This window comes from Pseudomonas sp. NY8896, from assembly GCF_039634505.1.
Genome location: NZ_CP132350.1, coordinates 5248273 through 5261739 on the forward strand (window position 1 = coordinate 5248273; position 13467 = coordinate 5261739).

Sequence of the window (13467 nt, forward strand, 5' to 3'; positions counted from 1 at the left end):
ACCGCATGAACAACCCCACGCTTGAGAAACCTACCGTGAACACAGAGCTGCCTTCACCTTTGGCCGATATTCATGACCGCGTGATGGAAGCCTATTACGGCAAGCTGGGTGATCAGTTCATGCGCGAAACGCAGGCCCGCATCCACTGGATCTGCGCCCAGGTCAAAGGGCGTCGGATCCTGGATGTCGGCTGTTCGCAGGGTATCGTGCCCCTGCTGCTGGCACGTGAGGGTTGCCAGGTCACTGGCGTGGACACCAGCCCGCAGGCCATCGAAGAGGCCAAGGGTTACCTGTCTGCCGAACCGGCACACATCCAGCAAAACGTCACGTACATCAATTCAGACTTCCTCGCGCTGGATACGCTCGAGGTTGAGCCGGACACCGTGGTCATCAGCGAAGTGCTCGAACACCTGGTACGCCCGGAACTGTTCGTGGAAAAGGCCTACGAACTGCTCAAGCAGGGTGGGCGGCTGGTGATCACCGTACCGTTCGGGGTCAATGACTTCATTGACCACAAGCACACGTTCTACCTGATGGAGCCGTTCCGGTTGCTGGCCGAGCATTTGCAGATCATCGAAGTGAAGATGCTTGGCAAGTGGCTGGGCATTGTTGCGGTGAAGAGCGAGGCGCATAAGCCTGGGACCATCGACTCGCTGAATGTTGATCGGGTACGAGAACTGGAAAAGGCGTTTGAGTCCATTGAGCGCACGTTGCGCGAGAGCCTCGGCTCGATCGGCACCCGACTGGCAGACGCGAACAAAAAGTACCGCAGTGCTACCGAGCAAATTGCCCAGCTCAAGCCTGAAGCGCAGAAAGCCGATGCACTCGCCAAACAACTGCAAGTGCGTGATGCAGATATAGCGACGTTGCAACAGGCCAACCGCGAAATTCTCGACGCCAAGGCAAAGCGGGTGCAAGAACTTGAGGAAATCAAGGAGCGCCTGGATGACGCCAACAGAAAATATCGTTTGGCCACAGAGCAACTTTCCCTGCTAAAGCTCGAAGCACAGAAAGCTGAAGCCCTGGCCCGCCAGCTTCAAGATCGCGATGCCCATATCATCGCTATCGAGCAAGCGAACCGAGAAGCCCTCGAAAACAGCGCTCGCAGCATTCAGGAACTGAATGCTGAGCTGGATTCGCTTAAATCCCAGCTGGGCGAGGCGAATGAAAAGTGCCTCGCCACTGCCGAGCAGTATGCGCAACTGCAACAGCATATCGCAGCGCTTGAAGAAGCTCAGGTGCAACGTGTTGAGGAACTGGACACCCTGAATCAGTCCTTGCTCTCACTCGAAGAACAATTGCTGGCCACTGACCTGCAACGCGCGGCCGCTGAGGAGTTGGCAGCCAACGAGACGGCAAAAATTGCAGTGCTACAGGCGCAATACGAGGCCCTGGAAATCCAACTTCAGCAGATGGCCGAGCTTCAAGCCAAAGGCCAAGCTGACAACACTGCACTGAGCGAAGCTGTAACCGGCCTGGAAAAGCAGCGCAACGAGCTGAAACAACAGCTTGAAGTACTCTCAGAGCAACTTGCCCAAGCTCAGCAGATCAACGATGGTCACGTAGAAACCATCACAACGCTCCGAGCGCAGCAAGCCGCCTTGCAAGCCAAGCTGGAAAACCAGCGACAAGCGGCAGCTGAACTTCAATCGCAGGCGGAGCAGGCCAACGCAGGTCATGTAGACACCATTACTGCTCTCCGCGCCCAGCAGGCAGCGCTGCAAGCTGCAATTGAGCGCCAGAAAGAACTGCACACCCAAGCAGAACAGACCAATTCCGACCATGTAGAAACAATCACCACCCTGCGCGCGCGCCAGGCAGCTTTGGAAGCTGAACTGGCAGGACAGGCACAGACAATGATTGAGCTACGCGAGCAAACCGAGCTAACCGATGCCTCCCGCCTCGAGACCATCTCCTCGCTGCAATCCCGTATCGACGAACTTGATACTCAGATTGGTGCGACTGTCGAGTCCAGAGACGAGACGCTAGAGGCCAACAGGGATCACATCGACACCATTGCGAACCTGCGCGAACTCCAAACGGCGATGGAGACCGCGCTGGAGAATCAGAAACAGGCATTGTGCATCCTGCAAAACGAGAGCAGCCAGGAGGTTGCCGAGAAAGACGAATGCATCGCCACGCTACGCAAGCGCCAAGCGGAACTGGAAGCCGAACTTGAAAGCGAGTTGGAGTATATGAACGAATTGCAGGCCCAAACCCAGCGGGCCGATGCTGCACAGGCCGAAACCATTGCCCTGTTGAAAGCACGTCAAGCTGAACTGGAAGCCGACCTGGGTAATCAGCGCCAAGCGATGAAGCAGGCATACGCAGCTCAGACGGAAACAGTAGCTGCTCTGCAAAGCCGCCAATCTGAGTTGGAAAGCCAGCTCCTGGAGATGAGCGAAACTCAAGCACGTGCTGAACGTGAGCATGCCGCACAGGCCAATACCATCAACACACTTGTGGAACTGCGTAACGGCTTTGAAGAGCAAGTTCATGAACTGACCCAAGCCAACGCCCGAGCGCAAGAAGCGCAGGCGGAACAAGCAACAGCGATCGAATCGCTGAATCAGGTCAAGAACGAACTGGCCGAGCAACTGGCGCTCGAAACCGTTAGCCGTCAGGCCGCAGAAGCTAGCCTGGCTGCCACCAACGAGCAGTGGCAGAGTCTGCGCATGCAGCTCGAGAACGAGCTCAACTCCTCGAAAGCAGGCCTGGGTGCGGCGAACTTGAAATATCGCACTGTCAGCACTGAGCAGATCCCTCAGCTGAAAGCCAACCTCAACCAACTGTTGGAACGCAGCGCATCGCAGCAGCGCAAGATCGACGAGCTCAATGCCAATCTGGAGCGTGCCAATACGCAGCGCCACCTGGCCGAGCAACGCCTGGTCAAGACCCGAACAAGCATGACCTATCAGTTGGGCTATCAGATCAAGAACAGCGCCAACTCACTGGGCGGACTGGTCAGGCTGCCCGTGCGCCTGCTACGCCTGTACCGCAAGGCCAACCAGCAACGCCAGCAGAATGAACAGAAGCGCATCGCTAACGAGCCGATGAAAGCTCTGCTGCCTCCTGCACCAGTCGTGCAGGATGAGAACTACCTGAAACTGCCAGAAGCCCTAGCGACCAGCGAGCAGAGCCGCTCTGCATTACTGCGCCAAGCTGACCAACCCGCAAGCCGCCTGAAAGTAGCGTGCGTGATGGATGAGTTCACCTTCGGCTCGTATCGTTACGAATGCGATCTAATGCAGCTCACACCTGCCAACTGGAAAGCAGAACTGGAGGGATTCCGCCCAGAGCTGCTGTTCATCGAGTCCGCCTGGCGCGGCAAGGATGAACTGTGGGGCAGCAAGGTTGGCCACAACAGCCAGGAGCTGCAGGATATCCTGATCTGGTGCCGCCAGAACAAGGTGCCGACCGTTTTCTGGAACAAGGAAGACCCGGTTCACTTCGAGACCTTCCTGACCACCGCCAAGCAATTCGATCACGTGTTCACCACCGACATCGACTGCATCCACCGCTATAAAGGTGCACTCGGCCACGACCGCGTCTACTTGCTGCCGTTCGCCTGCCAGCCAGCACTGCACAACCCGATCGAGCTGTACGAACGCAAGGACGCCTTCTGCTTCGCCGGCGCCTACTATGCCCGCTACCCTGAGCGCACCCGCGACCTGGGCAACTTCGTTTGCGAACTGCCGAAGTTCCGACCGCTGGAAATTTTTGACCGCAACTTCGGCAAGAACGACGCCAACTACCAGTTCCCCGAGGAGTACCAGCCATACATCGTCGGCACCCTGCCCTTCGAAAAAATCGACACGGCTTACAAGGGCTATCGCTACGCCATCAACCTCAACTCGATCAAGCAGTCGCAATCGATGTTTGCCCGTCGGGTGTTCGAGCTGCTGGGTTGCAACACCATCACCGTCAGCAACTTTTCACGCGGTGTACGCCTTCTGTTCGGCGATCTGGTAGTTACTACAGACAACGGCGAAGAAATGTTGCGCCGCCTGCAACTGCTGGCCGAAGACCCGCTCAACAGTGACAAACTGAAGCTCGCCGCTCTGCGTAAAGTGATGCAAGAGCACACTTATACCCAACGCTTGGAATACGTGCTGAGCAAAGTCACTGGCACGGTGAAAGCTCAGCGCCTGCCGGAAATCGTGGTCATTGCTGAAGCGCAAGATCGTCAGCAGTTCGACATGCTGCGCGCCCACCTGAACCGCCAGACCTACAGCCAAGTACGCATGGTCATCATCACCGATGCTTACCAAAGCAGCATCGTCAGTGACGACCCACGCATTCTGGTACTCAAACCTGCCCAACTGAAGAAGACTAGCCTTGGCGAGTTGGTCGGCAATACGCCATGGGTTGCCGGCTTTGTAGCGGGTGACTACTACGGCCCTAACTACCTGCTGGACTTGGCACTGGCTACCCGCTACAGCCAAGCACAGGTTATTGGTAAAGCAGCCCACTTCACCTGCATCGGGCAAAATGCAGAGCTGAAGTCTAATGATCTGGCGTACCGCCCGGCTGAGTCGCTGAACGCGCGTCGCTCCTTGGTGGCCACCGAAATCGTTGCTGGCCAGCCGCTGCGCAACTGGCTGAAGAGCCTGCCATCGCTGCAATACACCCACGAGCAAGGCCTGGCGATTGATCCGTTCAACTACTGCGAGAACGGGGCTGTACAGCAAGAGACCATCAGTACCAAGGTGGACGACTTGGAACTGAACCTTGGCATGAGCATCGACCAGCTCCAGGCGCGCGCCCAGGCCATTGCCCCCCTTGAAGCCAGCCACGACTCTCCAGAAATTACCGGCCGCGAGTTGGCTGAGATGTTCGGTGCCAAGCACAGCAAGTGCCTTAACCTGGCTGTCGATGTAGATAACTGGCGTATCAGCTCCACGCTGGCAGATGGCAAGCATGAATATGTGTATGCCCTGAAAGAAGTCGGCTTGGACCAACTGAACCTCGAAGACCGGCAGCTCAAGCTGTATCTCGACTGCACGCCCGGCCTGAACCTGCAACTGGTGGTGCTGTTCCTCGATGCCGAGAAGCAGCGGATCAGCCACGTAATGCAACATGCCAACCGTAATCAAACCTCCGAGGTACCACCGGAAGCCGCCTTCGTGCGCTTTGGCCTGCGCGCCTATGCTGCTGGCAATACCGAGATCAAGGCACTGGTGCTTGGCCACCGTGACTTGCAACCTTCGGAGATGCTAGGCCGTTCGAAACACTTGGTCGTTACCAACCACTACCCGGCTTATGCAGATCTGTACCGCAACGGCTTTGTACACAGCCGAGTGATGGCCTATCAGGAGCAGAAACTGAGCGTCGACATCTTCCGCTTGCGCAAGAACGAGGCTGTCAGCTATCACGAGTTCCAGAACGTAGACGTGGTAACGGGCTGCCAGACCACCCTCACTAAAATGCTCGAGAGCGGTCAGTACAAGAGTGTGCTGGTGCACTTCCTGGACCCTGAAATGTGGGAAGTGCTCAAGCGCTTCACACACATGGTCAAGGTAGTGGTTTGGGTACACGGTGCAGAAGTACAGCCTTGGTGGCGTCGCGAGTACAACTACTCGGACGAGAGCCAGTTGGCTGTGGCAAAAATCGAGAGCGAGAAACGCATGGCGTTCTGGCGCGAGACATTGAGCAACATGCCGGCCAATCTGAAACTCGTCTTCGTATCCCGCTACTTTGCCGAAGAAGTGATGGAGGACGTGGGCTTCCGTATTCCTGAAGACCGCTACGAGATCATCCACAACCCGATTGATACGGAAACCTTCTCTTACCAAGAAAAGCCCGACGAACAGCGCTTGAAGCTGCTGTCTATCCGCCCTTATGCGTCGGCCAAATATGCTAATGACCTGAGTGTCAGGGCGATCGAGTTATTGGCAGAGAAACCGTACTTCAAAGACCTTGAGTTCCGTATGATCGGTGACGGCGTTCTGTTCGAAGACACCCTCGCCCCTCTGCGTAAATTCAGCAACGTGACGATTGAGCGCGGGTTCCTCAAGCATCAAGAGATCGCTGCACTGCACAAGCAGTACGGCCTGTTCCTTTGCCCAACACGTATGGACGCACAAGGTGTATCCCGTGACGAGGCGATGGCTTCCGGCCTGGTTGCAGTGACAAATGCTGTTACAGCGATCCCAGAGTTTGTCGACGATGAGTGTGGGATCCTTGCCGCAGGCGATGACGCTCAAGGAATGGCTGACGGAATCGCCCAAGTAGTCGAGTCACCAGAGCTGTTCCGCAAGATGTCCGCTGCTGCGCGTGTGCGTGTTGAAAAACAAACCGCCAAGCATTCAATCATCACCCGTGAAATCGAGCTGATTCGATAAGCATGATCTTGGTGCCTGGTTAATGCTTGGCACACCTTACCGCGCGGCAGCTTTTCTGCCGCTGCGGCTCCTTGATCATCTATCGGCGAGCTTTTGAGCGCTTTCAGCGCCATTGGGGGCTGGGCCCTTATCACTTATTAGAATACTTACGAAGACATGCTCAAGATAATCCGCGATCGCTTCTTCAAGGAAGACGATATCGAGGCCACACCAGTACCTGTGGTTGATAAGCCGGCGTTGGACTTTCTCTCCGACCGAGAGATTCTCGACTACAGGTCGTACTGCAACCACGGCAGCGAAACCGACGAACCCTTGACCCTTCAGGGCTTCAGTGGCAACGCACGTGCCGCCATCGTGAATGAAAACCCGGTATTTACCTTTAGCGGTAATGCCAGCGTCTATCAGGTTCGCTTCAAACTGCCACGTAGTTTCCACGGCAACGGCCTGCACCTGCGCTTCCGACTTTCCGACTGGGAAAAACTGAATTACATCGGGGTTGGCTACACCTTTGAAGGTAGCTATCGCCATGTGAAGATTGTGAACGCCGCACGTGGTCAGTGGGTTGATTTCACCATCGGCCACAATGACCTGGCATTTGGCATTCAAAATGACTGGGAGACGCCAGCGGCCTGCGACCTTGAAGAGATCAAGCTTTATTTCAAAGGGCAACCTAAGGCAGAAGGCTCCACGCTGGAAATCGAGCGCCTGACCTGCTGGCACGAAAGCGAGGCGCCAACGGCGTGGCTGACGGAAGGTTTTGCAAGAGAGCCTCTTTCCGAAGCGCTCTGTGATTCGCTGTATGCCTACATGGAAAAGTGCTTCAAAGATGTGCCGGCTCAAGCTAATGACTATCTGCAGAAAGGCGTATGCCCGCTCTACGGAAATATTGGCCTGGATTGGGACTGGCAACAGACTCTGCCAGATGAGCTGAGTGCTGTTGGCACCTACCGCTTCTCGTGGCATTCGCTGCACCCCGCAATCATTCTGATGCTGCATGCACGGAATGAGGGGAGCGTAGCGCCTCTTTTCCCGGCTCGGGAGTTCATCAGCAACTGGCTGGAACGCAGCTATTTCAATGCTGATGAAGACCGGAAGTTTGCCTGGTATGACCACGGTACCGCCGAGCGCTTGCTGGCATTCTTGTTGATCTGGGATATCGGCGTTCGCCAGCAGTTCGAGCACCGCTTCATGGTTCGTCTGCGCTCAGCCATCTTCAAGCATGCCCAGTTGCTGGCATCGGAAATGTTCTACGCCTCTCACCAGGCGTCGCGCTACCACAACCATGCATGGTTCCAGGACATGGCACTGCTGGCGACCAGCCTGGCCATGCCCGACTTCCCGTGCTCCGAACGCTGGCAAACGCTGGCCTTGTCCCGCCTGACCGATCAGCTTGATACGCTGATTGTTCGCGACAACGGCTATGCCGTGTTCGTTGAAAACTCCATCGGCTATCACCAGGGTGTACAGCGCCTGATAGCCTTCGCCGGTGAACTGGCACAGCAAAGTTCGCACGATACGACCATCCCAACGGTTGCAGAAGAACTGCTCAAGTTTTCCGACTTTTTGCGCTACCCAGATAACCGTTCCCCAGCCCAGGGCGATACCTTCCGTCGCGCCAACCCCGACCTGGAAACGGTACGCAACAGCAAGAATTACCCAACGACATCGGCAACGATTCTGCCAACGGCTGGCTACGCAATTATCAAAGGTAATCACGCGCAAACTGCTTACATGCTAACCATGTTTGCAACGTCGCTGTGCAAAACCCACAAGCATCAAGACAACTTGTCCTTTACGTTGTTCATGGACGGTATCGAGTGGCTCATCGACCCGAGCTTCTACTCGCACGAGTATGTAAAGCCTGTCCAGAGCTTCTTGAGGGGGGCCTACTCGCACAACAATCCGGTTATCGGTGACGTGCCTTACAGCATCGAACCTGGCCACGCCCGGTTGTCCGGAGACGTCATCGAAAATAGCTTCAGCTTGAATGGCTCGCATGACGCGTTTGAGAACACGTTAATTAAACGCAGCATCAACGGTTATCTCGATCGCCTGCAGCTTGATATCAGCGACGAAATCCATGCAACGCTGACAGACAAGCCTATGTTCAGCCTGTTCCACTGCGGTGACGGCACTCAGGTAACCAAGAGTCAAGAGGGTGTGGAAATTCGTCACCCCGCGTCCAACTATCGAATTACAATCGCTTCAAACTGCCCCTGCACGATCGTCACAGGCTGGAACGATGATCAACTTGTGAAAGGCATCAGCGGCGTTGGCTTTATGCAGCAAATTGACACGTCGATGGTTGCATTTGAAATGAAGAACGCTACGACAGCGCAATTCACTATTACTGCTCACCACAACTGAAAATTACGGATTACACATGAAAAAGATTGCCCTGTATTCGATCCTTGCTCTCTTCCTGACCGCTTGTGATGCACCTGACGTGGCCAACATCAACCTCAAAGAGGGCAACAAAATCTCTTTGAACAATGTTAAGAGCACCAAAAGCTACATGGCAACCAAAGATGACAAGGACCGTCAATACCATTACTTTGAAACTACTGCAGACCTGAAAACCGTTTACCTTGACTTCAGCCAACAGCTTGAAAAGAATGGCTACAAGCCAACTGTTAAAACCCAAGAAGAATCAGCCATTCAGGTCTACTTCAAGAAACCAAATTCCGCGATGATCGTTGCCAACTTCAAGCAAGCCAACCCCAACCAGGCGACCACCCAAGCCGTACTTTCCTGGGTAGTAAATTAAAAAATGCCCCGGAATACTCAGATACATCTGACACAAGGCCAGCTATCATGAGCGAAGTTAAAAGCGTGAACCCAAACGCAGGACGATGGATATACTCCGTTGCTTCCAAGATAACTCGCAATATTCCGGGGCTAACTTTTACCATCATAATCTGCACCTTGGCGGCGCAGATCAGTTTATTAGCAGCCTCATACCTGCCACTAAAGGCAATTATCCTAATTGGCTCCCCCTCCATCCCGTCATACTTTCCTGAATATTTCAAGAAATTTGAACAGAAAGATTTATTCATAGCCCTCTGCATCGCGGCGATTGCCTTCTATCTATTGTATTTAGCTTCTGAATCAATAACCAAGAAACTAACAATTCTCGGGAGTGAAAAGCTAGTTAACAATAGCAGCAAACTAATTGTATTCGATGGCCAAGATGACGTAGCTCGTAAAGCCTATCTTAGGCTTACACGCAGCCTTGCTGCTGTAGTTTTTTTGACATTGACTATCGGTGCACTTGGCTTTATTTATCTAGAGCTTTCAATTGCAGTCATTTCGTTCTGGCTTTGCATGGGCATCGCGGCCAAAGCGAAGTCGACGCTACGGAAGAGCGCATCACCCTCTTCAAACGAAGGGACCCATGAGCTGATTAATTCATTGGGATCCTTGGGATTTCTTGCAGCCTTCTGCTACCTTGCGTACGATCTGCTCTCTGACACCCCGCCGAGCTTGCTTCCAGCAATTATCGGTGTGCTGTTAACACGACAAATCATGCAGCGCGCGACCCTGCTGATTCAAGACATAATCTTACTGAAAGAGCAACGCCTGCAAATATCGGCGCTATTTTTCAACGCACACAAACTAACAGGCGAAATCAAACCCAACGCAACTAAGTTTTGGAGCATTTTCACCCAAAGCCAAATTGACAACTGGGTCCCCGCCTTACTTAACGCCATCAGTGATAAAAACTATGCGAGCCACCGTGTAAGCTGGCACCAAAGCGGCGTACACGATATTTTCGCACTAGAAGTGAAGTCCACGTGCGCGCAAGGCACAGAAGACATCTATCTTCTGAAAGTATTCAACACCACCCGAAGCACGTTAGCGATAAATGAGGCAACCCTACTGTCTGAGCCTCAAGTCAGAAACCTTCAGGCCTTGCCATTCGTGCAGGCAACTATTCTAGAGGGTTATCACTGCCATATCTTTCGCGCGGAACACCTGAACAAAATACCACCAGTTGAGTACGGCATACATCAACTCGAACTAAGCAAGCTTCTCATGAGAAGCATACCTTCACAGCCCTTGATACAGAAATACACTCGCTCACGCCCTCTACTGTGGGATCGACTAAGCGACTCAGCACTCACTAATCTCGGGGAAGCACTCGAGATCAGTATACATCAGAAGGCATTCAAAGAGTTTATCCAGGGCATCGACAGCACCCGACACCTTCTACGAACACTTCCTTTGCATGTTTGCAATTCGCAGGTCGGCAAGGACCAAATATTCATTTCCGATAATGGTGCGTTGGCAGCCAGCTATTGGGGCAATTGGAGCCTGGAGCCTGTGGGTGCAAGCTTCCAAATATCAAAAAAACTCGGATCTTTGCTCGTAGAGTTACTGGCTGACCTCAAGGAGCACCGCGCAGACATGCAGGAATTAACAACGTCACATTTGCGTTTTTCTGCATTGTGCTTTCAACTGGATCAGTTGCTTGTACGGCAAAACTACATATCAGCAGCAGAGCTCCTTCCCCAAATTACCGGGCTGGCCGATGAGCTTAATCAACCAGCATTCAAGGAAATTGCATGCAACGCGTAGCCATGGTGGTGTGGAACGAGTTCCTAAATGATGCCCGCGTACTCAAGGAAGCGCAAACCCTCCAGCACGCAGGCTATCAAGTTAAAGTCTTTGCTTTACACACCCCTGGTGTTACACAGCAACGTGAACAAATTGAAGGAGGTATTCAGGTACTCCGAGTTGCTCGCAGTCCTTTGTGGCGATTGCGTAAGGGTAGCTCTTTGCCCAACCAGACCTCTGTCAGCAGCAAAGCTCAAGGCCCAATCGGAAAACTTACAGTAAAGCACCAGCTTCTTCGCCTCATTGCAAGAACCTGGACCCATATGGCCCTTCTCTGGCAAATGCTTCGATATCGGGCAAATCTCGTTCATGCTCATGACGTAAATACACTGCCTACGGCCTGGTTAGCAGCTCGTTTTAGCCGAGCTCGCCTTGTGTATGACGCTCATGAAATAAGTACTAGCCGTGAGGGCTATAGCAGTTTCCGCCGCCTAGTGGGCTTTGTAGAGAAGCAGTTAATGCCCAAAGTAGACGGAAGTATCACGACCACAGACGCTAGAGCTAAATACTTTGCTCGTGCCTATGGCATAGCGCGGCCAACCGTCCTGCAAAATCGACCTCGGCTCACACATTGCAAAAATTCAAATCGTATTAGGGAGGAACTGGAGCTTAAAGCATCCTGGCCGATTATCCTCTATCAAGGCGGTTTACAGCAGGGCCGAGGATTGGAAAAACTCATCCGCACGGCTGCGGATGTGCCAAATGCCTATTTCGTATTTATTGGCGGTGGCCGCCTAGCGCTGGACCTAGCCCATCTCCGCGATAAGCTAGGGCTGCAAGAACGTGTGCACTTTATCCCAACCGTCTCCTTATCACAGCTGCCTAGCTATACTGCATCAGCAGACATTGGTGTACAGCCGATTGAAAATACTTGCCTCAATCACTACACCACTGACTCGAACAAACTTTTTGAGTACCTGATCGCAGGGCTGCCCGTTGTTGCCACCGACTTCCCAGAAATACGACGAATTGTGCGCAGTAACAATGTCGGACTACTGGTACCAGCCAATGACTCATCCTCACTGGCTGGAGCACTTATTCAACTCGTTACAGATCTCGAATTGCGGAGCACATTTGCCACCAATGCGCGTTCAACTGCAGGAAAACTTAACTGGGAGGAGCAAGAGAATCGTTTGGTAGAGCTCTACAAAAAAATCCTTAAGTCGCCCCCCTCGCCCCAACAGGTTAGACCATGACGACTCGGATCCTTCTGTTGAGTTTTTACTATCCTCCAGATCTTTCGGCAGGGTCATTTCGTGCAGAGGCGCTCGTCAATGCACTGCGTGCTGAACTGGGTGAGCATATAGATATCGATGTGATTACAACCCACCCAAATCGCTATCACTCCTACACTGCAAACGCTGTAAGTTTAGAATGCTCCCCTTTACTTAGAATTCGTCGCATTGAAATACCCGCTCATCGAAGCGGGATCAGAGACCAGGCCAGAGCCTTCGTCAGCTTTGCACTTAACACACTCAAAGCCACACGCAATCAACAATATGATTTGGTGTTTGCCACGTCTTCACGTCTGATGACCGCATCACTTGGCGCGCTCATCGCCCAACGCAAAGACTGCGGTCTCTATCTGGACATCCGCGACATCCTTGTTGATACATTACGAGACCTTTTGCCCCCACGCTGGGGACAATTCGCCGCATCAATATTTTCACCGATAGAGCGCTGGACGATAAACCGCGCCACGCGAGTCAATTTGATATCACCAGGTTTTTTGCCCTACTTCAATACTCGGTATCCAGGCCGAGAATTCACCCTTTATACAAATGGTGTTGATGACCTATTCATCAATCAAATCTCGGCCATTCAACCTCCAACCTATGACAGTACGCCGGAGCGGATTAAAGTTGTTTATGCTGGCAATATCGGCAGTGGGCAAGGACTTCACCAAATCCTTCCTGAACTTGCCAAGCGATTCGCTGAGAAAGTTGACTTCCACCTAATCGGAGCAGGGAGTGCTTTAAAAGAGCTCAGGCTTGCTCTGACACAAGCGAAAGTTGAAAATGTCACGATTTCACCACCTATGAAGCGTGAAGAGCTGCTACGCATCTATCATCAAGCGGACGTACTTTTCCTACACCTTAACAACTTGAAGACTTTTCGACGTGTACTTCCTTCAAAGCTGTTTGAGTACGCCGCCACGAACAAGCCGATCTGGGGAGGTCTTTCTGGATATGCTGGGCGCTTCGCAAAAAAGCGAATTAAAAACGCCGCGCTCTTTAACCCATGCGACCTAGACGGCGCAGTCGAAGCCTTCTATCAACTGAAACTTCAGCACACTCCTCGGCTTGATTTTGTTCAGCAATTTTCCCGCAACAATATCAAGAAGAAAATGGCAAAAGATGTTTTACAAATCTCGCCCAAATACCGGGCTCGCACGAAACCCCAAAATACAAAGGTCTGAGCTAACCTATCCCTCCAAACATCCAACGTTCCATCTGCCTGCATAAACACCCTGCCAGCGGACGCACTACCAGCGCTTACCTCCATG

At 53.0% G+C, this 13467-nt stretch carries 6 protein-coding genes; all 6 read left to right on the forward strand.

Annotated elements, in window-relative coordinates:
- Positions 1-5 precede the first annotated feature (5 nt).
- The 6 genes from Q9451_RS23660 (at position 6) to Q9451_RS23685 (ending at position 13380) form a co-directional block, all read left to right on the forward strand.
- Positions 6-6344 (forward strand): glycosyltransferase, encoded by a 6339-nt coding sequence (locus Q9451_RS23660; protein ID WP_012271065.1) that lies wholly within the window; start codon positions 6-8, stop codon positions 6342-6344.
- Positions 6345-6500: 156 nt separating this feature from the next.
- The gene (locus Q9451_RS23665) at positions 6501-8711 is read left to right on the forward strand and encodes a heparinase II/III family protein (protein WP_080516241.1); all 2211 of its coding nucleotides are present in this window, start codon (positions 6501-6503) and stop codon (positions 8709-8711) included.
- Between the two features lie 16 nt (positions 8712-8727).
- Positions 8728-9111 (forward strand): hypothetical protein, encoded by a 384-nt coding sequence (locus Q9451_RS23670; protein ID WP_012271063.1) that lies wholly within the window; start codon positions 8728-8730, stop codon positions 9109-9111.
- Positions 9112-9158: 47 nt separating this feature from the next.
- Positions 9159-10922 (forward strand): hypothetical protein, encoded by a 1764-nt coding sequence (locus Q9451_RS23675; protein ID WP_012271062.1) that lies wholly within the window; start codon positions 9159-9161, stop codon positions 10920-10922.
- On the forward strand, positions 10910-12157 hold the full coding sequence (locus tag Q9451_RS23680; protein ID WP_012271061.1) for a glycosyltransferase family 4 protein: 1248 nt from the start codon (positions 10910-10912) through the stop codon (positions 12155-12157). Before Q9451_RS23675 ends, Q9451_RS23680 begins: the two co-directional genes overlap by 13 nt.
- Positions 12154-13380, forward strand: a complete 1227-nt coding sequence (locus tag Q9451_RS23685; RefSeq protein WP_345960793.1) for a glycosyltransferase family 4 protein — start codon at positions 12154-12156, stop codon at positions 13378-13380. The genes Q9451_RS23680 and Q9451_RS23685 overlap by 4 nt, the downstream gene beginning before the upstream one ends.
- Positions 13381-13467 lie beyond the last annotated feature (87 nt).

Bases quoted from the DNA above. Each gene is read 5' to 3' on its own strand.
- Q9451_RS23660 (WP_012271065.1), top strand. From the start codon at position 6: ATGAACAACCCCACGCTTGAGAAACCTACCGTGAACACAGAGCTGCCT.
- Q9451_RS23680 (WP_012271061.1), top strand. From the start codon at position 10,910: ATGCAACGCGTAGCCATGGTGGTGTGGAACGAGTTCCTAAATGATGCC.
- Q9451_RS23675 (WP_012271062.1), top strand. From the start codon at position 9,159: ATGAGCGAAGTTAAAAGCGTGAACCCAAACGCAGGACGATGGATATAC.
- Q9451_RS23685 (WP_345960793.1), top strand. From the start codon at position 12,154: ATGACGACTCGGATCCTTCTGTTGAGTTTTTACTATCCTCCAGATCTT.
- Q9451_RS23665 (WP_080516241.1), top strand. From the start codon at position 6,501: ATGCTCAAGATAATCCGCGATCGCTTCTTCAAGGAAGACGATATCGAG.
- Q9451_RS23670 (WP_012271063.1), top strand. From the start codon at position 8,728: ATGAAAAAGATTGCCCTGTATTCGATCCTTGCTCTCTTCCTGACCGCT.